General features: G+C 64.6%; 18 protein-coding genes, 1 tRNA gene and 2 pseudogenes. 10 read left to right on the forward strand and 11 right to left on the reverse strand.

What is annotated here, in order from left to right; all coding sequences use genetic code 11:
• Positions 1 to 204 (forward strand): annotated as a pseudogene (locus ACFVTG_RS16435) (hypothetical protein); the annotation flags it as partial.
• 241 nt (positions 205 to 445) lie between these two features.
• Here ACFVTG_RS16435 and ACFVTG_RS16440 read toward each other — a convergent pair.
• The 4 genes and pseudogenes from ACFVTG_RS16440 to ACFVTG_RS16455 all read right to left on the reverse strand — a co-directional run.
• A pseudogene (locus ACFVTG_RS16440) lies at positions 446 to 668 on the reverse strand (IS3 family transposase); the annotation flags it as partial.
• Positions 669 to 1,040: 372 nt separating this feature from the next.
• Positions 1,041 to 1,105: transfer RNA gene (locus tag ACFVTG_RS16445), tRNA-Trp, on the reverse strand.
• Positions 1,106 to 1,620: 515 nt separating this feature from the next.
• Positions 1,621 to 2,049: a heme-binding protein gene (locus ACFVTG_RS16450; protein WP_390281983.1), complete on the reverse strand. Its 429-nt coding sequence runs from the start codon at positions 2,047 to 2,049 to the stop codon at positions 1,621 to 1,623.
• Positions 2,046 to 4,220: a malate synthase G gene (locus tag ACFVTG_RS16455; RefSeq protein WP_390281984.1), complete on the reverse strand. Its 2,175-nt coding sequence runs from the start codon at positions 4,218 to 4,220 to the stop codon at positions 2,046 to 2,048. The genes ACFVTG_RS16450 and ACFVTG_RS16455 overlap by 4 nt, the downstream gene beginning before the upstream one ends.
• A 512-nt stretch (positions 4,221 to 4,732) precedes the next feature.
• On the opposite strand from ACFVTG_RS16455, the gene ACFVTG_RS16460 reads away from it, so the two are divergent.
• The 8 genes from ACFVTG_RS16460 to ACFVTG_RS16495 are packed head-to-tail and all read left to right on the forward strand — an operon-like array spanning position 4,733 to position 12,968.
• Positions 4,733 to 5,656, forward strand: a complete 924-nt coding sequence (locus tag ACFVTG_RS16460) for a MaoC/PaaZ C-terminal domain-containing protein (protein WP_390281986.1) — start codon at positions 4,733 to 4,735, stop codon at positions 5,654 to 5,656.
• On the forward strand, positions 5,649 to 7,118 hold the full coding sequence (locus ACFVTG_RS16465) for a 3-oxoacyl-[acyl-carrier-protein] synthase III C-terminal domain-containing protein (RefSeq protein ID WP_390281987.1): 1,470 nt from the start codon (positions 5,649 to 5,651) through the stop codon (positions 7,116 to 7,118). The genes ACFVTG_RS16460 and ACFVTG_RS16465 overlap by 8 nt, the downstream gene beginning before the upstream one ends.
• On the forward strand, positions 7,118 to 8,323 hold the full coding sequence (locus ACFVTG_RS16470) for an acetyl-CoA acetyltransferase (protein WP_390281988.1): 1,206 nt from the start codon (positions 7,118 to 7,120) through the stop codon (positions 8,321 to 8,323). Before ACFVTG_RS16465 ends, ACFVTG_RS16470 begins: the two co-directional genes overlap by 1 nt.
• A gap of 12 nt (positions 8,324 to 8,335) precedes the next feature.
• Positions 8,336 to 9,139, forward strand: coding sequence for an enoyl-CoA hydratase/isomerase family protein (locus ACFVTG_RS16475; RefSeq protein WP_390281989.1), 804 nt, complete (start codon positions 8,336 to 8,338; stop codon positions 9,137 to 9,139).
• A 42-nt stretch (positions 9,140 to 9,181) separates the two neighbouring features.
• Positions 9,182 to 9,958 (forward strand): electron transfer flavoprotein subunit beta/FixA family protein, encoded by a 777-nt coding sequence (locus tag ACFVTG_RS16480; RefSeq protein WP_390281991.1) that lies wholly within the window; start codon positions 9,182 to 9,184, stop codon positions 9,956 to 9,958.
• Positions 9,959 to 10,008: 50 nt separating this feature from the next.
• Positions 10,009 to 10,989, forward strand: a complete 981-nt coding sequence (locus tag ACFVTG_RS16485; protein WP_390281992.1) for an electron transfer flavoprotein subunit alpha/FixB family protein — start codon at positions 10,009 to 10,011, stop codon at positions 10,987 to 10,989.
• A gap of 28 nt (positions 10,990 to 11,017) precedes the next feature.
• Positions 11,018 to 12,082 carry a cytochrome b/b6 domain-containing protein gene (locus tag ACFVTG_RS16490; RefSeq protein ID WP_390281993.1) on the forward strand — a complete coding sequence of 355 codons (1,065 nt, stop codon included), beginning with the start codon at positions 11,018 to 11,020 and terminating at the stop codon, positions 12,080 to 12,082.
• Between the two features lie 55 nt (positions 12,083 to 12,137).
• Complete coding sequence (locus ACFVTG_RS16495) at positions 12,138 to 12,968, forward strand: SDR family oxidoreductase (RefSeq protein WP_390281994.1); 831 nt, start codon at positions 12,138 to 12,140, stop codon at positions 12,966 to 12,968.
• Between the two features lie 124 nt (positions 12,969 to 13,092).
• On the opposite strand, the gene ACFVTG_RS16500 is transcribed toward ACFVTG_RS16495, so the two are convergent.
• The 7 genes from ACFVTG_RS16500 to ACFVTG_RS16530 form a co-directional block, all read right to left on the reverse strand.
• The gene (locus ACFVTG_RS16500; protein ID WP_390281995.1) at positions 13,093 to 14,220 is read right to left on the reverse strand and encodes an Mrp/NBP35 family ATP-binding protein; all 1,128 of its coding nucleotides are present in this window, start codon (positions 14,218 to 14,220) and stop codon (positions 13,093 to 13,095) included.
• A 195-nt stretch (positions 14,221 to 14,415) separates the two neighbouring features.
• Positions 14,416 to 16,071: a thiamine pyrophosphate-requiring protein gene (locus tag ACFVTG_RS16505; RefSeq protein WP_390281996.1), complete on the reverse strand. Its 1,656-nt coding sequence runs from the start codon at positions 16,069 to 16,071 to the stop codon at positions 14,416 to 14,418.
• Positions 16,072 to 16,218: 147 nt separating this feature from the next.
• Positions 16,219 to 17,823 (reverse strand): ATP-binding cassette domain-containing protein, encoded by a 1,605-nt coding sequence (locus ACFVTG_RS16510; protein ID WP_390281997.1) that lies wholly within the window; start codon positions 17,821 to 17,823, stop codon positions 16,219 to 16,221.
• Complete coding sequence (locus ACFVTG_RS16515) at positions 17,823 to 19,808, reverse strand: ABC transporter permease (protein WP_390281999.1); 1,986 nt, start codon at positions 19,806 to 19,808, stop codon at positions 17,823 to 17,825. The genes ACFVTG_RS16510 and ACFVTG_RS16515 overlap by 1 nt, the downstream gene beginning before the upstream one ends.
• Positions 19,809 to 19,810: 2 nt before the next feature.
• On the reverse strand, positions 19,811 to 21,109 hold the full coding sequence (locus ACFVTG_RS16520; protein WP_390282000.1) for a cytochrome P450: 1,299 nt from the start codon (positions 21,107 to 21,109) through the stop codon (positions 19,811 to 19,813).
• Positions 21,106 to 21,936, reverse strand: coding sequence for a mycofactocin-coupled SDR family oxidoreductase (locus tag ACFVTG_RS16525; protein WP_390282001.1), 831 nt, complete (start codon positions 21,934 to 21,936; stop codon positions 21,106 to 21,108). Before ACFVTG_RS16525 ends, ACFVTG_RS16520 begins: the two co-directional genes overlap by 4 nt.
• A 28-nt stretch (positions 21,937 to 21,964) precedes the next feature.
• On the reverse strand, positions 21,965 to 23,209 hold the full coding sequence (locus ACFVTG_RS16530) for an ABC transporter substrate-binding protein (protein ID WP_390282105.1): 1,245 nt from the start codon (positions 23,207 to 23,209) through the stop codon (positions 21,965 to 21,967).
• A gap of 248 nt (positions 23,210 to 23,457) precedes the next feature.
• Between ACFVTG_RS16530 and ACFVTG_RS16535 the strand changes: the two genes are divergently transcribed.
• A complete protein-coding gene (locus ACFVTG_RS16535) occupies positions 23,458 to 23,655 on the forward strand; it encodes a ferredoxin (RefSeq protein WP_390282002.1) in 198 nt (65 codons plus the stop codon).
• Positions 23,656 to 23,678: the final 23 nt, after the last annotated feature.

Below are 23,678 nucleotides of genomic sequence, written 5' to 3' on the forward strand. Positions count from 1 at the left end.
CTCGCCCCGCAGCTCGCCCTGAGTGCCCTCCGCCCCGACATCATCGCCGTTCCGCTCACCGGCTCCCCGACGAGGAGGATCCTCCTCGCCCACCTTGCAAACCGCAGGCTCAGCCCGGCCGGACAACAGGCCGCGTCCGTATTCCTGTCGACGGCGAAGCATTTGCAAACCCCAACACTCGCCGCAAGCAACCCCAGTTCCTGAGTCCTATGAATCGCAGCGGATTATGGCCGTCTTTCCCCAGCGCGAAATGGCCGCAGTGTGCTGCCTTGATGCCTCACTGCCGGGCAACGTCTCCGCGGAATTTATCAAGCTGAACGGTACCAAGGGGAGTTAGGCGGCTAGCTGTTCGGTGTTTTCCCTGGGCTGTTGATCCACGCGGGTCCTGGGAGCGCGAGAATTTGGGGTCTCTGGTGGTGGTGAAGCGTTCGGGGAATTCCGGACCGTATTTGTCGACCATCACGTAGCAGTCGAAATACTTGCCCATGACCGTGCCGGCAAGCTTGGTGATATCCCACGTGAACACCTGCCCCGGGGCCGTGGCGACCAGTTCAGGAACGGCCCGGGACAGGTGCTTGGCCAGGCGGGCGGCGTTCCTTGACCTGTTTGTTTTCCTCCAGCACCCGATAAACGGTCGACAAGGACCCCCGGTAGATTCCCTGGTCCAGCGTATCGGTTGCGGATAACTTGGCTCGTGCCCTTGAGCATCTTGCCCATCTCAACCGTGAAGCTCCGAGCTCGGGACTGCCTCCGGTAAGACACGTTTGGAGCCCATTAGGTGAGATAAAGGTGAGTCCGGCACATGAAAATTCAAGAAACGGGTAACCGCGCGACCAAAGCCGCAGGTCGGGGCCACATTGAAACCACCGTTGAATTTGAACCGAAGAACGCCGGCCAGCCACAGCCCACACGGCCCGCCGTTTTGGTCACTAAACCCGCAGGTCAGGGCCGATACTGTTGGATCCGGACCGAGGAAACCGGCAGGAATACATCCCCGGCCGCCAGTCATCGAAAACAAACCCGCAGCTCAAACCCAAAACTGGAGCCCCCTGTCGGATTCGAACCGACGACCCCCGCTTTGGGGCCGGACGCCTACCGGCAGGCCGATAGAGTACTGTTTTGGCCGGAATCTAGGGGTTTCTGCGCTCGACGACAACTGATGAATAGTTATCGTTTGCCGTTGATTCAGATGAGTTAAAGGTGAGTCGGTTGCAAGGGCCGGCTCACTGTCGGCCCCAAAACGACACAGTGTCCGCCTAGCTTCTTCCTGCCTTCTGCGAGCTGACCTAGATGGGTCCATCTGGTCCTTTATTGCGAAGGGCGTGCGGGAGTTCATGATTTGCCCCCGACGTCACCGCAAAAGGAAGGACCGGAGAACGCGGCATCCGTGTATTGAGCATCCGCGGAGAGCCCGGCCGCGTCATGTGGAACAAGGGCCACGCTCTGTGGTCACGGCGCCACAGAAGGATTTCACGTCATTTGATTCCACTTGAACCCCCGAGTTGCTGCAACTTCACCACGGCGTTGCTGATGGTCTGGCAGTTCTTTCCAAACTTCTCGCGCGGCTGTCCCCAGCCCTCGGAGGCTTGACCTTCGAGGGCTGGGGAATCTGTCTGGGGGTCAGGCTATTTGGGCCTTGAGGCCTGCGCCATGGATGGCCTTCGACGCTGCGGTCTCGTCGTTGTCGGAGCTGTCACCGCTGATGCCGACGGCACCTTGGAGCGTGTCGTCTTGGTCCCGGATAAGCACGCCGCCGGGGACGGGAATCAGCCGGCCGCCGAGAGCTGCGGTCGCCGCGGCAATGAAGTATGCCTGGTCCTCGGCGCGCTGCATCAGAGCCCGCGAGCCCATTCCGAGGGCGAGGGCCCCGTAGGCCTTGCCGTGGGCGATCTCGAAGCGGTTGTTCGAGGCGCCGTCCTGGCGCGCGGCGGCGACGAGATGGCCGCCCGCGTCGAGCACGACGACGGTAAGTGGTTTGAAGCCCTGCTCATGTCCGGCCGTGAGGGCTTCGGTGACGATGGATTGTGCGGTGGTCAGGTCAATGCTCATGTTGCGCTCCTCGCGAGGCGGTCGGTGTGTTTCTGGTCTGCACGGTGGCGGTGCAGGACGGGCTCGGTGTACCCGGAGGGCCGAACGGCGCCTTCGAGCACGAGTTCGCGGGCCGCGAAAAAGGCCTCGGTGTCGAATCCGGGGGACATCGGCAGGTAGTCCGGGTCCGAGGCGTTCTGCTCGTCAACGACCGCCGCCATCCTCCGCAGCGAGTCCTCCACCTGCTCTTCGGTGATGACGCCGTGCAGGAGCCAGTTTGAGACATGCTGGGAACTGATGCGGCAGGTGGCCCGGTCCTCCATCAGGGCCGTGCCGTCGATGTCGGGAACCTTGGAGCAGCCAACGCCGGCGTTCACCCAACGCACGACATAGCCCAGGGTGCCTTGGATGTTGTTGTCCAACTCGTTGCCGCGGGCTTCGGCGTCCCAACCGGCTGGGTCGCCAACCGGGATGGTAAGCAACTGACGCAGGGTGGAGCGGCGCGACGCCCCGAGCCCGGCTTGCCTTTCGTCCACGTCTACCTGGTGGTAGTGGATCGCGTGCAGGGTCGCTGCGGTCGGGGAAGGAACCCAGGCACAGTTGGCACCGGCGAGGGGATGGGCGACCTTCTGGTCGAGCATGTCCGCCAGGTTGTCCGGGGCCGCCCACATGCCCTTGCCGATCTGGGCCCGACCTCGGAATCCACACTCCAGTCCGATATCGACGTTGGCGTCCTCATACGCGGCGATCCAGCTGGCGGAGCGCATGGCGGCCTTACGAACCATGGGGCCGGCGAGCATCGAGGTATGGATCTCGTCACCAGTGCGGTCCAGGAAACCGGTGTTGATGAACACCACCCGGTCGCGGGCCTCCCAGATGCACGCCTTGAGGTTGACCGAGGTCCGGCGCTCCTCATCCATGATCCCTATCTTCAGCGTCAGCGGGTCCAGGCCCAGCACGGACTCGGTTCCGGCCAGGAGGGCACAGGCCACGGCGACCTCGCGGGGACCGTGCATCTTCGGTTTCACGATGTACACCGACCCTGTCCGGGAGTTGCCACCGGCGTGCGGCCCGCGGAGGTCGTGCACGGAGCCGAGGCCGGTGAAGAGGGCGTCGAGGATCTCCTCCGGGACCGGGTTCCCGGCCGGATCGAGGACGGCGTCGCTCGTCATGAGATGGCCCACTTGACGGATAAGCAGCAGCGAACGCCCTGGCAGGGTCAACTCGCCGCCGTCGGGGGCGGTGTAGACGCGGTCGGGGTTGAGCCCTCGGATGTAGGTTCGGCCGCCCTTGCCGACCTCGGCGGTCAGGGTGCCCTGCATGAGCTGGAGCCAGTTGCGATAGCCGACCACCTTGTCCTCGGCGTCGATGGCTGCAACCGAGTCTTCGAGGTCCATGATCGTGGTGATCGCGGACTCGAGCACCAGGTCCTTTACGCCAGCGGCGTCTGCTGCGCCTATGGGGTGGGCCCGGTCGATCTGGATCTCCACGTGCAGCCCGTGGTGCACCAGCAGCACGGCCTCGGGCTCCGCGGCGGAACCGCGGTAGCCTGCCAGCTGAGCGGCCTTGTTCAGCCCGGCCACTCCGGCGGCGGTAACTGCGACCAGTGCGCCGCCATCGATCCGGTAGGCCGTGACATCCGCGTGCGAGGCGCCCACGAGAGGCAGGTGCTCGTCAAGGAACGCCCGTGCGCGGGCGACCACGGCGGCACCACGGACGGGGTTATACCCGCCCGTGCGCCCGCGCCCCTCCGCCTCGTCGATGACGTCAGTGCCGTACAGCGCGTCGTACAGTGAGCCCCAGCGGGCGTTGGCAGCGTTGGCCGCGAAGCGGGCATTCAGCAGCGGCACCACCAGCTGCGGCCCGGAGACCGTGGCGATCTCCCGATCGACGCGGTCGGTCGTGATGGTGAAGTCCCCGGGCTCCTCGACGAGGTAGCCGATCGAGCGCATGAAGTCCTCGTAGGCTTCCGGGTCCAAATGCCCCGCACCCGCAGAGCGGTGGAACTCGTCGATCTGTTCCTGCAGACGCTCACGGATGTCCAGCAGCTCACTCACCTGCGGGGAGAACTCCGCGATGAGCGCAGCGGCACCAGCCCAGAACGCGTCCTCTCCGATCTCCGTGCCCGGCAGCGCTTCGTCCCGGACGAAGGCAAAAAGCTCTTCGGCGACTGTGAGCCCGTTCGTCTTCACGCGATTCCGCATGCTTGCCCAACCCTTCATTTTTCCGCAATGCGGAATTAAGATGTCGAATAGTAAAAAAACCTAACGGGACTGCGGGCGCCTGTCAAGACTGCCATTCCACGGGATCTGCGAGGGCGCCTGGGCTTGACCATGGACTCAAGGCTGCACCATAAGGACCCACTCGGTCCCGCAGAAGCCGTACGAGATCCTCACCGCCAAGTACCTCAAGCCCGGCGCCGACGTGATCCACGATGACCGCAGCCTCGCCCTCCCCGCGCGGTGGCGGCACCCGCGCAAGTCTCCTGTGGCGGATGGAAGTGCAGCATCTGCTCCATCGTGAGCGTCTTGACGATCGGTTCAATAGTATGCTCAAATGCATACAAAACTGTGGTCAAAATGAGGTCGTGATGGCTCCGTGACGGTGCGGAGTCGCTCATCGGCCGCGCCACATCATTCTTGACCTTCCTACCGAGGGATCGTCCCCAAGGTTCGAAGATCGTCAAAGTCGACGGAGTGAGCAGATGAAAACCGAGAAGCTTCGTGATACGGGGCAAGGTAAGAGCACGGCTGGACCCGGCATGGGGACTCCCCTCGACCTCGAGAAGCTCGAAAGCCACATGCCGCTCGTCACCGAGCACACCTACACCCCGCACGACACGATCCTCTACGCACTGAGCGTCGGCGCGGGGTCCACCGGTGATGAGAGTGACCTTCAGTATGTGTACGAGGTGAACCTGGAGGCTCTGCCGACGATGGCGGTGGTGCTGGCCTATCCCGGGTTCTGGCAGCAGCGGCCGGAGTTCGGCATGGACTGGCAACGCATCCTGCACGCTGAGCAGCAGGTGTTCTTCCACAAGCCGCTCGCGCCGGAGGGCCGGGTCCGCGGAGTCACGTCCGTTGACCGCATCTACGACAAAGGTCCGGACAAAGGCGCCTTGCTGTACGTCAAAAGGGAAATTCGAAATTGCGACACCGACGAGTTGCTGGCCACGGTTGTCCAAGGATCGTTCCTGCGGGGCAACGGCGGCTTCAGCGGAACCACGCAGTCCAGTCCGAAGCCGACACCTGTCCCGGATCGCACCCCGGATGACAGCCTCGATATGCCCACGTCCGCCGCGCAGGCCATGCTCTTCCGACTGAACGGCGACATGAACCCGATCCACATCGATCCCGAAGTTGCGAGAGCAGGCGGTCTGGAACGGCCGATCCTGCACGGCCTCTGCACCTTCGGCGTCGCCTCACGGGCCGTCCTCCGACTGCTGTGCGGGGACCGTTCCGCGCGACTGCGCAGCATCGGCGGACGATTCACGGCCCCCGTGTTCCCCGGAGACTCGATCGTCACCGAGGTGTGGCGCACCGGCGTCGGCACAGGAGCATTCCGCTGCTGGGTGAAGGAGCGAGAATCGCTCGTCATCGATTCAGGGACGGTGACCTTCGATGAGTAACACCGTTGGTATCACTGCCTTCGGCAGCTACATCCCCTGGCGGCGTTTCGATCGCCGGGAAATGGCGCAGCACACTTCCTGGTACCAGAACGCCGCCGGAGCCGCCGGTGAACGTGCATGGTGTGGGTGGGACGAGGACGTGCTCACGATGGCCGTCGAGGCCGCCAGGGACTGCCTGCCCCAACCGGAGACACGGCGGGAAGTCTCCGCGGTCCTGCTCGCGTCGACAACCGCACCGTTCGCCGACCGCTCAGGAGCTGCGGTTCTCCGCCAAGCGATCAATGCTTCCGGCGACTCACTGTGTTTGGACGTCGGCGGCAGCTATCGCGCCGGCACCTCGGCCCTACTGACGGCCCTTCGGATGTCAGCTGGCCAGGGCGGCCGGACACTGTGCGTCGCCTCCGAACGGGTCACCTCTGAGCCCTCGTCCGCCGAGGAACTCCAGTCGGGAGACGCCGCCGCGGCCTTCGCCGTCGGAGTCGGAGACACGGTCATTGCCGAGTACCTCGGATCGCACTCCATCGCGACCGATTTCATTGATCATTTCCGACCTCGCAACAGCGTAGTCAACTACGCATGGGAATCGCGGTGGGCCCGCGACGAGGGCGTGCTGTCGCTGGTACCCGCAGCGGTTCAGGAGGCTTTGAAGCAGAGCGACCTCACCGCCGCCGACATCGACCGGTTCATCCTTCCCGTCCCCATGAAGGGCGCGTCGGCCTCCGTCGCCAAGAAGCTCGGGATCCGGGCGGATGCTGTAGCCGGCGGTCTGGACAACGTCGTGGGCCACTCCGGAACCGCAGCCCCGCTGCTTGAGCTGGCCCACGCCCTCGAGAGCCTCCGCCCAGGGCAATGCGTAGTGGTCGCATCATTCGGCTCCGGCTGCGACGCGCTCGTCCTGCGACGGACGCAGGCTCCGCTCCGGGCGCCTCGCCGAGGCGTCTCCGGATGGCTGGCCAGAAGGACGAGCGACAATACCTATCTGAAGTTCCTGGCAGCGCGAGAGATGGTGACCCTCAGTGGCGGCATGAGGGCGGAATTCGACGAGAAGCAGTCGATGCCTGCGCTGTGGCGCAACCAAAGCGCCCTTCTATCGCTGACCGGGGCAAGGGACGAGGCCACCGGCGAGGTGGTCTTCCCGCCACCGGCCGGGAGCCGGCCGGCGGAGGACAGCTTCTCGGGCGTCTCCCTTGCCGATCATCCAGCCACGGTGACAACCCTGACCGCCGACCGGCTCGCCTACTCACTCGATCCGCCTACCTACTACGGAGTCATCGACTTCGCCGGCGGAGGCCGGATGACAGCCGAGTACTGCGATGTCGAGCCCGGCACGCTCGCAGTGGGCTCGACAGTCCGGATGATGTTCCGCATCAAGACGCTCGACAGCCGCCGAGGGTTCCGCAGCTACTTCTGGAAGGCTGCACCGGAACCGGACGTAAGCACACAAGAGGAGGAGGACGACTAATGCCCAAAGGAATCAAGGACACGGTCGCCATCGTCGGGATGGGCTGTGTCCGCTTTGGAGAACGCTGGGACATGAGCGCCGAGGACCTCATGGTGGAGGCTTTTGAGGAGAGCCTCACCGATGCCGGGATCAGCCGCGACGACATTGACGCGGCGTGGCTCTCCGTGGGATTCGACTCAATCAACGTCGGTCCCTCCGGGATCCCAGCCGCGATGGCCCTGCAACTGGACTCAATACCTGTGACGAAAGTGGAGAACTACTGCGCATCAGGAACGGACGCCTTCCGCGGGGCCGTCTACGCCGTTGCGAGCGGCGCGAGCGACATCGCTCTGGCAATCGGGGTCGAAAAACTCAAGGACACCGGATACGGCGGCCTGCCTGTGCGCTCTCGCGGCACGAACTACGACCTCTTCGGGGTCACCGGATCGGCGCCGGGAAACTTCGCACAGCTCGCAATGGCCTACGAGTCGAAGAACGGCGTGTCGCGCCGCGACCTCAAGGAAGCCATGGCTCACATATCCGTCAAGAGCCACGACAACGCCTTGAAAAACCCTAAGGCTCACCTCAGGAAGGCCATCTCAGTCGAAACCGTACTGAACGCTCCGCTCATCGCCGACCCCCTGGGGCTCTACGACTGCTGTGGCGTATCCGACGGAGCGGCGTGTGCGATCGTGACCACGCCCGAGAAGGCCAAGGAACTCGGGCTCGACAACATCGTGACGGTCAAGGCGCTGCAACTGGCGACGTCTAACGGCTGGGAGACGCGCTCCTCCGACTGGGACGGAAGCTACGTGAACACCACGAGAGTGGCGGCCAAACGCGCATACGCCGAGGCCGGCATTGTGAACCCGAGAGAGAGCCTCGATCTCATGGAGGTACACGATTGCTTCTCCATCACCGAACTCGTCACCATGGAGGACCTGGGCGTCAGTGAACAGGGCTCGGCCTACCGCGACGTTCTGGATGGCCTGTTTGACGCGGACGGACGCCTGCCCGTTCAAATCGACGGTGGACTCAAATGTTTCGGACATCCGATCGGCGCATCGGGCCTCAGGATGATCTACGAGATGTACCTCCAGCTCCTGGGCCGTGCAGGGGAAAGGCAGCGAACGGGTCGGGTACGTCTCGGCCTGACCCACAATCTCGGAGGGATGCCGAGCCAGAGTGTTGCCGCGGTATCGATCATCGGCAGACTGGGCGATTAGGGATGGGCCGCCATGACCAATGCACATTTGGGAAAGGGAACGATGATGGAGCCTAAATACTTTGAGGTCGCCGTCGACGCCGGAATCGCGACTGTCACAATGTGCCGTGAGCCGGTGAACGCCCAGAACACCGCGTTCCGCCAACGCTGCATCGAGGTGTTCGACAATCTCAGCGACCGCGACGACGTGCGTGTAATCATCCTCACGGGACAAGGCAAGGCCTTTTCGGCCGGAGCCGACCTCACTGACCGCCCTGACCTGGAGACGCCGGGCGCGTATCGCCGGCACAACCGGACGATCAGAGACTGCTTCGACGCGATCCTCACGTGTCCGAAACCGGTCATTGCGGCAATCAATGGTCCCGCGATCGCAGCCGGATTCGTTTTGGCCTCGGTGTGCGACATCATGATCTGCTCAGAATCCTCCTGGATCTCGATGCCCGAGGTCGCCGTCGGGCTGGCCGGCGGAGTCCGTCACGTCCTGCGGCATTTCAGCCAGTCGGATGCCCGTCTCGCAATGTTCACGGGCCGCCGCATCAGCGGACCGGAACTGTTGCGGATGAACGTGGCGTCGGCCTGTGTACCCGATGCCGAACTTCTGCCTGCAGCGACTTCGCTAGCCGCCGAAATCGCAAAGAATGCGCCGCTCGCGGTCGCTGCAGCGAAGCGGTCATTCGCCGTCTCCGAAGAAATGTCAGTACACACAGGCTACAGCTTCGAGCAGAGCCAGACCGCCAATCTCGCCCGGTCCGAGGACTGCGCGGAGGCGGTCGCCGCATTCGCCCAGAAACGCAGCCCGGAATTTCACGGTCGATGACCAGAGCAGGCACACACTAATCCCCCGCATGAAAGGACCACGATGAAGATCGTCGTATTGGCGAAGCAGGTTCCGGACACCAACTCCGACCGAAAACTCAATCTCACGACGGGACTGGCGGAGCGGGATGCTTCAGATCCGATCCCCGACGAGATCAACGAACGCGCCCTGGAATCAGCGCTGAAGTACAGGGACGCTGGCAGCGATGTCGAGGTCGTGGTGCTCACCATGGGGTACGACGTCACCAAGTCCGTGCGGAAGCTGCTGTCCATGGGGGCCGACTCTGCCGTTGTCGTCGAGGACGGCTCCCTGGCCGGAGCGGACATGGTCCAGACCGCGAAGGTCCTGGCGGCAGCACTCCGGAGGACCGGATTCGACGTTGTGCTCGCCGGGAACGAGACCACGGACGGACGGGGCGGCGTCGTCCCCGCGATGGTCTCCGAGCTTCTGGGACTCCCGCTGCTGCCTTCCCTGGACGAGATCCAGATCACCGCCGGCTCCGTGTCGGGTGAAGTCCAGGTGGACGGGGGTTCCCTGTCGCTGAGGTCTTCTCTGCCGGTCGTCGTGTCGGTGACTGAGCGGTCGGCCGAGGCCCGCTTCCCCAACTTCAAGGGCATCATGCAGGCGAAGAAGAAGCCGGTGACCACGCTGTCACTCGCGGACCTCGGCATCGAGGCGGGTCCCGAGAGGCTCGGCGCCCGATCCGTCATGGTCTCCGCCGTTGAGCGGCCCGCCAAGCAGGCCGGCCCGAAAATCATCGACGATGGCACCGCTGCGGACCAGCTGGCCGATTTCCTCGCGTCGAACCGGCTCCTCTGAGCCCGTCCCGTAGCCCACCAGACTCTTCCGGATCGTAAAGGAACACCAATATGGCCAACGTCTTGGCACTGATCGAAACCACCGTCGACGGCGCGCTGAAACCGACGGCGGCCAGCCTCCTGGGCGCAGCCTCCCTCGTCGGAACCCCTGTCGCTGTCGTCGTCACGCCCCCTGGCGACGGCGGGCAACTCGTCCCCGAGCTCGGAGCCCTCGGGGCAGAGCACGTCTATCTCGCCGAGTCGGACCGAGCCGACGCGGAGCTGGGCTCCGCGCAGGTTGGGGCTCTTGCGGACGCACTGGCGGTCTACGCTCCCGTGGCAGTGCTCCTGTCCAACACAAACGACTCGAAGTCGGTCGCGGGGCGCCTCGCGATCGTCGCCGACGGCTCCGTTGCAGCAGACGCCGTGGGGCTGCGCGTTGACAGCGGCGAGGTGATCGCCCAGCATTCCATCTTCGGCGGCGACTACACGACCGAGTCCACCGTCGAGAACGGCCTCATGATCGTCACCGTCCGCCCGGGCGCTGTCGAGCAGCGTGCCGCGGCCGTCGCGGCACCGCAAGTAGCGATGGCCCCGGTGGCCACAGCAGTCGCTCCCGGCGCCACGATCACCGCGGCGACACCATCAGCGTCCGCGACGAACCGGCCGGTACTCCGCGGCGCACGGACAGTGGTGTCCGGCGGCCGGGGTCTCGGGTCCCAGGAGCAGTTCGCCCTGGTCGAGGAACTCGCCGACGTCCTCGGCGCAGCAGTCGGGGCCTCGAGGGCGGCGGTCGACGCCGGGTACGTACCGCAATCCCATCAGGTGGGCCAGACCGGCGTGTCAGTTTCTCCGCAGCTGTACGTGGCCCTCGGGATCTCCGGAGCCATCCAGCACCGCGCCGGGATGCAGACCTCCAAGATGATCGTCGCCATCAACAAGGACGAGGAAGCGCCGATCTTCGACGTGGCGGACTTCGGCATCGTCGGCGACCTGTTCACCGTCGTGCCCCAGCTCATCGAGGCCATCGGCGCCCGCAGGGCCGGGAACTGACCGGCGGCGACGGAGGAGGAGTGAAGCCATGCTGACGCCCGAGCATCCGGATCAGACGCCGGACGCCGCACCCGCGGCAACCCCGGTGAGGAAACGCATGGGAGCACCGGCCCCGGAACAGGCAGCAGCACCGCCGCCGCCCGCGGCAGCGTCACGCCCGACGCCCCCCGTCGCGAAGCCGGCGGCCCCGAATCGTCCGGCATGGCTCAAGCCCGTGCTGATCGCGGCGGGCGCTGTCGTGGCAGCACTTCTGGTGGTCCTGGTTGCGCGGTGGCTGCGGACCGTGCCCGCCGTCGAGGCCTTCATCGGCCAGTATCCAGGGCACGCTGCCCTGCCGGAGTCCGCGCCAACGGGCATCCCGGGGTGGTTGGGGTGGCAGCACTTCCTGAACATGTTCTTCATGGTGCTGATCATCCGGACCGGGCTCCAGGTGCGCCGGACCCAGCGTCCGGCAGCCTACTGGACCCGGAAGAACACGGGACTCCTGAAAACCAGGCGCCCGCCCAAGAAGATCAGCCTCGACCTCTGGCTGCACCTGACGCTCGATTTCCTCTGGGCGCTGAACGGGATCGTCTTCATGGTCCTGCTGTTCGCGACAGGGCAGTGGATGCGAATCACGCCGACCAGCTGGGACGCCGTCCCGAACAGCGTCTCAGCACTGCTGCAATACGCGTCACTGGACTGGCCCACGGAGAACGGCTGGGCCAACTACAACAGCCTCCAGGTCCTGGCCTACTTCGCCACTGTGTTCATCGCGGCGCCGCTATCCCTGATCACCGGGCTACGCATGTCCAACGTGTGGCCCGCTGACGCGAAGCGGCTGAACAGGCTCTACCCGGTGGAGCTCGCGCGTGCGGTCCACTTCCCCGTGATGGGCTACTTCGTCGCCTTCATCGCAGTCCATGTGTTCCTCGTGTTCTTCACCGGAGTACTTGCAAACCTCAACCACATGTATGCCTCCAACGACGGCGCGTCGTGGGCGGGCTTCTGGGTCTTCGCTGCCTCCCTCGCCGTCGTGGCCGCGGCCTGGCTGCTCGCGCGGCCCCTTTTCCTGCGGCCTCTCGCCGCGCTGACAGGCTCAGTAACCAAGTAGAACCGGCACCTTCTGGCCGGGATACGGAAACTCAAGAAGTGTGAAGGAGACACAGATGGTGCGCGACTGGAAGAACATGAACGCCCTGGTTACCGGAGGTGGATCGGGCATTGGCCTGGACGTCACAAGAAAGCTGCTGGGCGAAGGTGCCCACGTCACGATCGTCGGTCGCAGTGACGAACGCCTGGTCAATGCGCGCCGACAACTCGGCAACGAGGACCTCCCGGTAGACCGGCTCCACACCGTGGCTGCCGACATCAGCGTTGAGGACGAGATTGCTGCGGCGGTCGCCGCGGCAACCTCAGTCACCGGCCAACTCAACAGTGTGGTCGCCTGTGCCGGCGAGCCACGCGGACAGATGGCGCCGGTAACGCATCTGGACCTCGACCAATGGAACAGCATCTTCAACAACAACGTGGTCGGCACGATGCTGACCCTCAAGCATGGCGCCCGCGAACTCGTGCGTAGCGGCGGCGGCTCCATCGTCGCCATCTCCTCGATCAGCGGCATCATGACAGCCCGCTTCGCCAGTCCCATCTCCGCCGCCAAAGCAGCGCTCGAACAGTTGGTCCGGATCGCAGCGCACGAGCTGGGCCCCAGCAACGTCACCGTCAACGCGATACGGCCTGGTCTCGTGGAGGTGGAACGACAGGGCCCCATGCCAGAAGGCATGAAGCAGGACTGGCTCGAACTCATCCCGATGGGTCGCTTGGGCAGGCCGCGCGACCTCGCTGGAATCGCCGCATTCCTTGTCGGCCCGGAGGCGGGCTGGCTGACGGGCCAGGTCTTCAGCGTCGACGGCGGCCAGACTCTGGTCCGCGCCTTCGACGCTTCCCCATGGGTGGAGCCGATGTTCGGCAAGGACGCGATGCGCGGAGTCGTCTAACCGACGACTCGAACGCTATGCCCGAGTCTTGCGGCTGGATCGTCTGCGCCGCACCGACGGTACCCTGACACGAGCCACCGGGGCACCCGCGGCTGTAGCGGCCGTGGCCGGTGTGCCGGCCGCGTCAGCGCGGCTGCAGACCCAGCTTCAGTCCCGCCAGGCCACGCGGCCGGGCAGCGAGTTTACCGGCAATGTCCGCCAGGGCGGCGGCTGCCGGCGTCCCGGGTTCCCCAAGCACGATCGGCGAGCCGGCATCGCCCCCCTCCCGCAACAAGATGTCCAGCGGAATAGCGCCCAGCAGCGGAACATCGGCGCCGATGGTGGCGCTGAGCCTGCCGGCGAGGACCTCCCCGCCGCCGCTTCCGAACAGTTCCATCCGCCCGCCGTCGGGCATTTCCAAATACGACATGTTCTCGATCACGCCGGCCACTTTTTGTCCCGTTCGGGTGGCAATGGCACCGGCGCGTTCCGCGACGTCGGCGGCAGCGGCGTGCGGTGTGGTGACCACCAGGATCTCCGCGTTGGGCAGGAGCTGGGCCACCGAGATGGCGATGTCGCCGGTGCCCGGCGGCAGGTCCAGGAAGAGGACATCGAGGTCACCGAAGTACACGTCGGTGAGGAACTGCTCCAGGGCGCGGTGGAGCATCGGTCCGCGCCAGGCCACAGGCTGGTTGCCGGTGACGAACATACCGATGGAGATGACTTTGACGCCGTATGCGACCGGGGGCAGGATCATCTCGTCCACCCGTGTGGGCGCCTGTGTGATGCCCATCAGCGCCGGCACGGAGAACCCGTAGATATCCGCGTCCACGATGCCTACCCGCAGGCCCTGCACTGCCAGCGAACATCCCAGGTTCACCGTGACGGAGGACTTGCCCACGCCGCCTTTTCCGCTGGCCACGGCGAAAACCTTGGTCAGGGACCCCGGTTCGCTGAACGGGATGCCGCGCCGGCCGCCGGGGCCCCGGAGCTGCTCCTTGAGGGCATCCCGCTGGGCCTGACTCATGACCCTCAATTCAACTTCGACGGCGGTCACACCGGCAACACCGGACAAGGCCTTTTCGGAATCCGCCATGATGGTCTCGCGCAGGGGGCAGCCGGCGATGGTGAGCAGCACCGCGAGACGGACGCGGCCGTCGTCGGAAATCTCCACGGAGTCCACCATGCCCAGCTCGATGATGGGGCGACGCAGCTCAGGATCGATCACGGTGGCCAGTGCGGCGTGGACTGCCTGTTCCAGGGTGGCACTCATTCAGACAGGACCCGGCCCTTTCGGGGTTAAGTGGCTGCTCGATGGCGGCCGGTTCATTCTTCCTTGGCGAAGGGATGGTTTGACCACAGCACCGCCCATGGGCAACCATGGGCGGTGCTGTCGTTCCCCGCTAGTTCTTTTTCGCCGCTGCGGTGAAGACGAGGCCTCCCCCGAACGCAACGGCTTGTGCGGTTGTCAGCGCGGGATCACATCGACTGCCGCAATTCGGTGGCGCAGCGGTGCCGTGATGATTTCGAGAAGGACGGTCTCGCCGGCCTCCACGTCACCGATCGCCTTACGCAGCATCGGGCCAACGTCGCTCGGGTCGGTGATCCGGTACGACTGCGCGCCCAGAGCCGCCCCGATCTCCGCGTAGCTCCCGGAGAGCTCCTTGTGGCCGAAGCGCTCTTGTGCGATCCGCTGGTGGTCGCCGTAGCCAGTCATCTCGGAGTTATTGACGAGAACCACGAGCACGGGGATCTTGTTGCGGACGGCGGTCTCGAGCTCCATCGCGCACTGGCCGAACGCGGCGTCACCGAGGAAGCACACGGAGACCTTGTCGGGGGCTGCCATGGCTGCGCCGAGAGCGAGGCCGAGCGAGGAACCAAGAGGAGTGGAGTTCCCCCAACCAAGGTATCCTCGCGGCTTGGTCGCGCGGTAGTGAGGCGCAAGGTGGTCACGCGGGTAACCGGAGTCATGGGTGACGACGGCCTTGTCCGGGTCGAGTGCCTCGATGAGCTCAGACACGACACGGAGCGGACTAATCGGAACCTCGTCGGAGACGAAGAGCGGTGCCCACTCTTGCTTGACGTCCTCGTTGAGCTTCTCGATCTCGGCCTTGGCGTCGCGACGTGCACTCGTTGCCTTCGACGACTTGCGTCGCTCACGGAGCGCGTCGGTGAGCTGGCCGAGGACGAGCTTCGCGTCTCCGACGAGAGCGCTCGAGATCGGGTACTGCAGCGAGAGGTCGTCCGGATCGTTCGTCGACTGGATGATGGTGCGGCCTGCCGGGAGGTGGAAGGAGCCCAGGGTATTGAGCAGACTCGCACCGATGCTGAGGAAGACGTCGGCGTCGGGCACAAAGTGCTTGATTCCGGGGCTGACCGCTGTGCCGCCGGAGCCGATCGAGAGCGGATGGTCTTCCGGGAAAGCGCTCTTGGCGACGTAGGTCGTGGCCACGGGCGCACCGAGGAGCTCGGCGAACTCGACGAGCTCCTCGGTTGCCGAAGCCCACAGGACGCCATGGCCGGCCCGGATGAGGGGACGCTCCGCCGCAAGCAGCAGGTCGATCGCTTTTTCGATGTCCTTGGGGTCGGCGGCGCTGCGGTAACGGATCGGGGGCTCGTAGTTCAACACCTGCTCGACAGTCTCGTCTGCGACGTCGAGCGGCAGTTCAAGGACGACCGGCCCTGGACGCCCCGAACGCATGAGCTGGAACGCACGGCGCAAATGATCTTGAATCGTCCGTGGGTCGTCGAGCCGGGCTGCGTACTTCGTGATGGGCTTGAAGGCCTCGATAGTGTCGAAGCTCGTCCGCAGCCCTCGGGCTGACCGAGCGTCGCCCTGAGGCAGGAAGAGCAGGGGGACAGAGTCAGAGTATGCCTGGGCGATGCTGCCAAAGGCGTGCTCCGAACCGGGGCCTTGCTGGACCATGGCGACGCCGATCTTCTCGCCGTTCGACGTACGGCTGTAGGCGTCGGCCATGTTGATCACACCGCGCTCATGCCGTCCTACGATCGGCCGGATGCCGACTTCGGCGGCGGCGTCGATCATCTTGTTTGCCGGAATGCAGAATACGTACTCGACGCCTTCGCGTCGGAGCACCTCCGCGACGGCCAGACTCGCTCGCATCAGATCAGGTTCCCTTCGTATCTTGATATACCTCGGCCGTTCGTCTGCGCTCATCGCAAAGTTTCTCGGCCGTGGAAATTACTTTATCCATTTTTGCATACATTACAGTTCGGTGTTCCCCACAGACACCATCTGCAGACCAAATCGTTACCCGGCCCGCATCTCGATCCCCTCCGCGCGGCCTTCGTTCGCGGTGCCGAGGTAGAGGTCCATGACCTCGCCGCGGGCCTGGCTCGCCAGACCGCTCCAGAGCAGGCGGCCGCGCCGAAGGAAGTGACAATGATCAGCCAGCTCAAGGGCTTTGTGGACGAACTGCTCGATGACGATGAGCGACACGCCCATGTCGATCGCACGGCCTAGCCCGGCAAATACCTCATCGACGATCTTCGGGGCGAGACCAAGAGACACTTCGTCGGCGATGAGTAGCTTGGGCGGGTCGGCAAGGACGCGCGCCAGAGCGAGCATCTGTTGCTCACCACCTGAGAGTGTCCCGGCGAGCTGATTGCGGCGGTCGCCCAGCACCGGGAACATCTGGATGGCCCCGCTGATCGCAGCCGTCCGCCTCCTCTTGTCCACATGCTGAACCGCAATGTCGAGGTTCTCCTTGACGGTGAGTGCAGGGAAGACGCCACGCCCCTCCGGCAGGTAGGCGAGCCCGAGCCGGCGGATCTCGTGGGCCGGACGGCCGACAAGATCCTCCCCTTCGAACTCAATCCGCCCCGAGTCGACGGGAATCAGCCCGGAGAGGGCTCGAGCCAGGGTACTCTTGCCGGCACCGTTCGCACCGAGGAGCGCAGTCACGGAACCCTGCTGGACGCTGAAGGTGACCTCCTCGAGGGCCTGCGCCGAGCCATAGCGAACCGTGAGGCCCTCGACGTGGAGCTGCACCGGCGCCTCATGCGCCGCCAGCTTCTCCTCACGGGGGTTCACCGTGCGTGTTGTGTGCTCCAGAGCATCCTGCTCCTCGCCAAGATATGCCGCCCGTACGGCGTCGTTGCGACGTATCTCGCCTGGCGTTCCCTCTGCGATGATCTTGCCAAAGTCCAGCACATAAACCCGACTGGACAGTTCGAAGACGATGTCCACATCGTGCTCGACCAAGAGCATCGCTACCGCTTGGGAGGCAACGACGCGCGCGAGCGCGTCGGTCAGCCGGCGTGACTCGGTCGCATTGAGGCCGGAGAAAGGCTCATCGAGCAGGACGACCTTGGGGCCGGTCGCCAACGCACGACCGATCTCCACGAGCCGGCAGACTCCGAGAGGGAGTCCCCCGACTGGTCGATCGGCAAGCTCCGCCAGACCGAGCAGCTCGATCAGCTCGCCAACCACAGCGTCTTCAGCCGGATCAGGGCGCAGGTGGGCGCCGGTCAGGGGATCAGTCCAGACGCGCAAAGGGCTGACATCGAGCCGACGAGCCAGCCTGAGATGGTCGCGAACCGTCAGCGCCCCGAACACCTCCGGCTGCTGGAAGGTTCGGCCGAGCCCGCGCCTGACCCGGGCTGCGGGCGGGAGGGAGGTTGCGAGCTCCCCATCGAGCCTAACCTGACCCGACTGGTGACGGACATAGCCCGACAGGACGCCGAGAAGTGTCGACTTGCCAGCACCATTCGGTCCGATCAACCCGACCACGGTGCCCGCCTGAACCTTGAGGTCGACTCCTCGCAGGGCGTGGATGCCGCCGAAGCGGACGGTGACGGCGTCGGCAGAGAGCACGGTTGGTGCGTCGCGGATGATTTTAGTCGTTGAAGACATCAGACTCCTCCTCGGACAGAGACGGCGGGCTTGGACCGGTTCCCGAGCGCCAGGATGCGGCGGCCGAAGCCCTGGAGTTGCCGCCCGTTCAGGCTGATGACACCGCCGGGGTTGCGGGCGAGCAAAATGGCTCCGAGGCCGAACAGGACAGTCGGGACGGGCCCGAATCGGACGGGCAGGAGGCTGGAGAAGATATCGGGGAGGAAGACGAGGAACAGCCCTGAGGCCAGAGCCGCGTTGCCCGTCTTGGCGCCGTTCGTGACAAGAACAGCGAACCAGACCATCCCGACGATCGCATCGTACGAGCTCGGCAGCGCAACCCCGTTGAAGATCGCGAGCAGCCCGCCGCCGAGGCCGGCGATCGCCGCCGCGAGAGCGGTGGCTGCCACCTTCATCCGCTGCACGCTGATGCCCGTGGCCCGGGCACCGCTCTCGGAGTCCCGGATCGCGCTGAACGCCATCCCCGACGTCGAGGAACGGATCGCGGTGATAAGCAGGCTCACGACGACGAAGACGGCGAGCATGAAGTACGCCATCGTGCCGTTGTCTGGAAGGAAGCCGGGGAGCGGTACATCGACTCCGCTCCCGCCCTGGGTGAAGCGGTCCATCTGGAACACGACGGCCGAGAGCATGAGCCCAAAGGTGAGCGTGACGAGGGCAACGTACAAGTTGCCCATCCGCACAGTAAGGGCTCCAACGATGAGTCCACCGATCCCGGCGATGAAGGCGCCAAGCGCAACCCCGACAAGGGCAGGCAGGCCCCAGTCCGTCGCGACCTGTCCGGTAGTGATCGCTCCGACCCCGGCGAAAGTGATCTGGCAGAGGGAGATCAAGCCGCCCTGTCCGGTCAACAGTGTGTAGGAGAGGAAGATGATGCCCATCGCGCAGGCCTGGCCGACGAGCCCGACCCGATATCCCGAGAGCAGCAGGGGAAGGACCAGCGCTACGACGACGAAGAGGTTACGCGGTATGAGAGAGACACCGAAGCGCAGGACCCGCCCGAACCGGCCCTCTTGCGTGCGGCGACCCACTGAGACTTCATGCGCAGCCGACGGGGTGCTGTCGGCCCTGATCGCTGCATCGAGCTTCCCGCCGCGGCCCGCATCCCCGACCCGTCCGCGGAGCGAATAGTAGAGGAGGAAGACGACGACCATGATGAACGGGACACTCGCGATGACGTTCGCGGACCAGCCCTGCGAGGTCGGCAGGAGCCACTGGAGCAATGAACCGACAACGCCCATGAGCAGGCCAACGGCGACAGCCAGGGGAAGACTCCTCAGCCGCGCCGCGACCACAGCGGCGAAGGCGGAGGCCGTAAGCAGCGTGTAGTTCTCCACCGAGCCGACGTTGAGGATCGGCGCAGCAAGGACGCCGGCGAGTCCTGCCAGCGTGGTGCCGACAGCCCACACCCCGTAAGAAATCCGTGAGGGGCTGATTCCGGACAGGGACGTCATCGCCTCGGAGTCAACCGTTGCTCTGACGAGCAGCCCGACAGTCGTCCGGCGGAGGACGTACGTACCCAGACCGAGGACGAGCAGCACGCAGCCGTAGGTGAGGAGCTGGTCGAGGGTGACGACAACCTCACCTAGGTGATACACGGGCACCGGGGGCGGCGCGAGGCCAGGTGACGTCAGAATCGCCTGGTTTCCATAGAGCAACTCGGCGGCGGCGGGCAGGGTGACAGCGATCCCGATGGTCGCTACAACCTTCGTCAGCTGGGACGCCTGAGTGAGAAAACGGAAGAGTGCGAACTGCAGAAACATCCCAAGGACCGGGGCGAGAACAAGGATCGCCATCACCGCAGCAAGGATGGGATTCCAGCCCAGGGTCACGTAGAGGTAGTAGTAAGTCCTCGCGACAAAGAAGGCGAGCGCGCCGAAGGCGAAGTTGAGAACCCCTGCCGATTCATAGGTCACGACGATACTCGCGGCCGAAATGGCGTAGATGCCGCCTAGGACAAGGCCGGCCAGTATGAAGCCAAGCATGGTTACGATTCCGTTCTCGGTGGGTTCGGGAGGGCTCCGGAGCGTGGGCGGACCGTGACCGGCAAGGACGCCAAGCCGTTGAGCTGAACATGTGGGTACGGTTTGGCTGGGCCGCTGCGCTCGATGGCGTCGAAGCGCTGGATGAACTCGGCAAACAACAGCTGGGCCTCAATACGGGCCAACCCGGAGCCGAGGCAGAAGTGCGATCCGAAACCGAAGGTTGCGTGACTCGCCGTCCAGGTCCTCCGAGGGTCGAACTCGTCGGGGCGATCGAACGCCTCGGGATCTCGGTTCGCTGACGGATAGAGCATGTAGACGCGATCACCCGGCACCAGATCGACTCCGCCCACGGTGACGTTGTCGCGGACGGTCCGGACAAACCCGCGGGCGGGTGGGTCCATCCTCAGGCACTCCTCGATGACCGCGTGGAGCAGGTCGGGCTCGGCACGGCATTGGGCGATGAGTTCGGGGTTGTCTGCGAACCGCGCCGCGAGGCTGGTGAACATGAGCCGGGTCGTCCCGCCGTTGGACATAAGCGTCGAGATGTGCGCGAGAACGACGGCGTCGGAGACCGAATTTCCATCGAGATGTGCAGTGAGGAAGGTCGACATCAGGTCATTGCCGGGCGCGGTGCGCTTCACTTCGATCTGGTCTGCGAGGAACCGCTTCATTTCGTCGAACCGCTGGCCCGGCTCCTCCAAGTCGGAGGTGTCCTCCACCCGGGTGAGGTCCTCAAGGGCGTCCACCCAGGTCTGCATCTTAGGGATGTCGATGTCGGTCTCGGCGACGCCCAGGAGAGCGGACGCGACGAGCAGCGGGAGGCGCTGCGCGACCACGGTGACGAAGTCGAATGGCTCGTCGAGCGGCACGTCATCGAGGACTTCGCGGCATAGCCGCTCCAGAGTCGTTTGGAAGGTGGAGAGGTAGCGGGGAGCGAGGACCGGGGTCATGATCTTGCGCACGGCACCATGCCGAGGGGCGTCCTTCGTGATGACGAGCTCGCCTTCGGGGTCGTTGAACCGTTCGAAGGCCTCCACCGAGCCGCTGCGGGCCAACCGGACCTGATTGAGGGTGAGGCCCCCGGTGTTGGAGAAGATCTCGGGATGTGTCGAAACATAGCGAATATCGGACATCCGCGAGATGAGGTGAATATCGAGCGGCTCGTACCGGAAGCACGGGGCAACGTCACGAAGCCGGGAATAGACCGCATACTGGTCTTCGTCGTAGAAGGCAGGATCCTCGACCCGGACGAGCTCGGCGAGGTCGGCGCTCAACGGGTCTGCGGGTGTGACGGTGCTCATGAGAGAGACCCCCCGCCGTCCATGGCATAAGTACTTCCGGTGACCCACTGCGCAGCTTCTGAGACGAGGAAGAGAATGAGCGCAGAGACCTGTTCCGGTTCAAGTGCGAACAAGCCCATCGCATTGTGGCTGCGTGCAGACTCTTCGAAGTCCTCGCGGGTCGGATTCTCCAGATCTGGCCGGAATAGTCGATACATGGGTTCATTGAGGATCATTGGGGTCTGCACTCCGCTCGGATGGATCGTGTTGACACGGATCTTCTGGGGCGCGAGCTCTTTGGCGAGCACCTTCATCAAGCCGACTAGTCCGTACTTCGACGCCGTGTAGTGGGCGATGTTCTCGGACGTCATCGTGGTGGCTGCCGAGCTAGTCAAGATCACCGAACCTCCCCGGCCGCCCTCGACGATGTGGGGGATCGTTGCCCGACAGGTCTTCCAGGCTCCGGTCAGGTTGATGTCGATGGTGTCCTGCCAGACTTGCTCGTCCATGGTCAGGGTCGGCGACGGGGTACTGATCGCGGCGTTGGCGAGAACGATGTCGAGCCGGCCGAGTTCAGCAACGGCCGCATCAACTGCGGCCTTGAGACCCTCCGCGTCCCGAACGTCGACGACGGCCGGGATGACTCGCCCGCCGATCGCCTCAATCTCGGCGACTGTCTGGGCGAGATCGTCCTGCGTGGCGAGCGGGTAGGGGGCCGTGGACACCTGTGCGCAGGAGTCGATGGCAATGATTGCTGCGCCCTCTCGGGCGAGCGCGAGGGCGTGGCTACGTCCCTGCCCCCGGGCTGCCCCGGTGATGCAGGCAACCTTGCCGGCAAGCGTACTCATCGTTGAGTCCTCTCGTTCTGGTGTCAGACTAGGAGTTCTTCGTGCCGGGGATCGGCTCGATCTTGATCGGCTTGTCACCGGTGACCGACACGAAGTCATTGCCCTGGACCTTCACCATCCACGTGCAATTACCGGGGAACTGCTGTGCGGTCGTCCCGAACTTGGAGTAGTCGACCGGGCAGGTGAGGCCGTCGTGGTTGTCGTCAGTCACCGTGCGCAATGCCTGGACGAAGGACTCCCGGGTCACGTCCTTGCCGGCTTTCTTGATCCCGGCGATCGCGGTGTCGGCGGTGAACCAACCCCATTGGAAGCCCGCCGCCGGATGTGGCGAGTCCCAGCCCGCGTACTTCTTGAGTGCGTCCTTCATCTTCTGCACGCCCGGAGTGTTCTGTGACCACGGCATCGTCCCGGAGGTGGCGGTCAGGCCCTGTGCGGCCGCAAGCGACGAGGGGTCCTTGAGCAGTTCCTGGCCGTAGGCGCCCTGAACGAACGTGCTCTTGAGGGCGACGCCGGCGCTCTTCACTGCTGTGTAGAGCGCGATCGCGTCAGCGACCTGGATCTGGGCGGCGAGGATGTCGCAGCTTGACTGCTTGATGGACAGGGCAAGTGCCGAGAAATCGGCGGCCCCACGAGGCATGGCGAAGTTCGTGTATTTCACCGGGATGCCCGCCGCCGCGACTGAGCCCGCCATCGCCTTTCCGTTCGCCGAAGGTGAAGGTGCGTCGTAGCTGATCCCGCAGTAGCTCGTTCCGCCCTGCTGCTTGAAGTACTCCGGCAGGCCCGTGTAGCTCTTGAAGTCGTTGTCCGAGCTTCCGAAGGTAGCGAAAATTGTCTTGTTCGCGGAAGACCCGCACTCGGGCCCATCGATGCAGTCACCTACGACCGGAATGTTCTGCTGGACCGCGTACCGGTACGAGCCCCAGAAGTAGACGCCTGCCGCGAGAACGACCGTAGCGTTGTCCTGTTCAGCGAGGCGTTTGAGCGCGTTGGTCGAGGTGTCGACGCTGGTTCCCTCGTCCTGGGTGACGAGTTTGAGCTTCACGCCAGGTATCTCGTTGGTGTCGTTCGCGAGTTGAATGCGGGCGTTCGCGGCATCGAGCGTGTGCTGGCCAAAGGAGGCGGAAGCCGGTCCGGTCAGGGGGGTCATGATGCCAATCGTGACCGTCTTCGTTCCATCAGGGCCGGTTGCGTTCCCAGCGCCGGCTGTGTTCCCAGCGCCGCACGCGCCAAGCGTGCTGCCAATCACGATAGCCGTTACTGCCATGGTCAACATCTTTGTCGATCTCACGTTTTACCTTCCAATTTGAATGTTACAAGCCTCCGCCGAGGGCGAACACGCTGGGTATCCAGGCCTTCTTCGCCGTCGGCGACCGACCCCATGTCCTGAGGCATCGCGCCCCCCCACGTCTGCGACCCGGTCGCCACAGGCGACTCCGAGTCATCGGAGGAGCCCTGGGTCCTCAGATGAGGCAGATCACATTGTGTTTCATCAATGTACACATATTTGCGTACACTGGGAAGATGACAATGAAAATTCGGGTCGACCCCGATATCTGCGAGGGCCATGGCCTCTGTGCGATCGACGCCCCCGGCGCCTTTAAGCTCGGCGACGGCGGGATCGCCACCGCGATCGATACACCTGTCCCAAGCGAACTCGAGATCTCTGCCAGAGCTGCAGCAAAGGGTTGCCCGGCTGCTGCGATCATGCTTTTCGAGTAACCGCGGTCGGACCGGGCGCATGC

Source organism: Arthrobacter sp. NPDC058127, from assembly GCF_042884555.1.
Taxonomy (GTDB): Bacteria; Actinomycetota; Actinomycetes; order Actinomycetales; family Micrococcaceae; genus Arthrobacter.

What these genes read in the sequence shown, in the direction of transcription:
- ACFVTG_RS16450 (WP_390281983.1), bottom strand. Translation starts at nt 2,049, where the DNA reads ATGAGCATTGACCTGACCACCGCACAATCCATCGTCACCGAAGCCCTC.
- ACFVTG_RS16460 (WP_390281986.1), top strand. Translation starts at nt 4,733, where the DNA reads ATGAAAACCGAGAAGCTTCGTGATACGGGGCAAGGTAAGAGCACGGCT.
- ACFVTG_RS16465 (WP_390281987.1), top strand. Translation starts at nt 5,649, where the DNA reads ATGAGTAACACCGTTGGTATCACTGCCTTCGGCAGCTACATCCCCTGG.
- ACFVTG_RS16470 (WP_390281988.1), top strand. Translation starts at nt 7,118, where the DNA reads ATGCCCAAAGGAATCAAGGACACGGTCGCCATCGTCGGGATGGGCTGT.
- ACFVTG_RS16475 (WP_390281989.1), top strand. Translation starts at nt 8,336, where the DNA reads ATGACCAATGCACATTTGGGAAAGGGAACGATGATGGAGCCTAAATAC.
- ACFVTG_RS16480 (WP_390281991.1), top strand. Translation starts at nt 9,182, where the DNA reads ATGAAGATCGTCGTATTGGCGAAGCAGGTTCCGGACACCAACTCCGAC.
- ACFVTG_RS16485 (WP_390281992.1), top strand. Translation starts at nt 10,009, where the DNA reads ATGGCCAACGTCTTGGCACTGATCGAAACCACCGTCGACGGCGCGCTG.
- ACFVTG_RS16490 (WP_390281993.1), top strand. Translation starts at nt 11,018, where the DNA reads ATGCTGACGCCCGAGCATCCGGATCAGACGCCGGACGCCGCACCCGCG.
- ACFVTG_RS16495 (WP_390281994.1), top strand. Translation starts at nt 12,138, where the DNA reads ATGGTGCGCGACTGGAAGAACATGAACGCCCTGGTTACCGGAGGTGGA.
- ACFVTG_RS16500 (WP_390281995.1), bottom strand. Translation starts at nt 14,220, where the DNA reads ATGAGTGCCACCCTGGAACAGGCAGTCCACGCCGCACTGGCCACCGTG.
- ACFVTG_RS16505 (WP_390281996.1), bottom strand. Translation starts at nt 16,071, where the DNA reads ATGCGAGCGAGTCTGGCCGTCGCGGAGGTGCTCCGACGCGAAGGCGTC.
- ACFVTG_RS16510 (WP_390281997.1), bottom strand. Translation starts at nt 17,823, where the DNA reads ATGTCTTCAACGACTAAAATCATCCGCGACGCACCAACCGTGCTCTCT.
- ACFVTG_RS16515 (WP_390281999.1), bottom strand. Translation starts at nt 19,808, where the DNA reads ATGCTTGGCTTCATACTGGCCGGCCTTGTCCTAGGCGGCATCTACGCC.
- ACFVTG_RS16520 (WP_390282000.1), bottom strand. Translation starts at nt 21,109, where the DNA reads ATGAGCACCGTCACACCCGCAGACCCGTTGAGCGCCGACCTCGCCGAG.
- ACFVTG_RS16525 (WP_390282001.1), bottom strand. Translation starts at nt 21,936, where the DNA reads ATGAGTACGCTTGCCGGCAAGGTTGCCTGCATCACCGGGGCAGCCCGG.
- ACFVTG_RS16530 (WP_390282105.1), bottom strand. Translation starts at nt 23,209, where the DNA reads ATGTTGACCATGGCAGTAACGGCTATCGTGATTGGCAGCACGCTTGGC.
- ACFVTG_RS16535 (WP_390282002.1), top strand. Translation starts at nt 23,458, where the DNA reads ATGACAATGAAAATTCGGGTCGACCCCGATATCTGCGAGGGCCATGGC.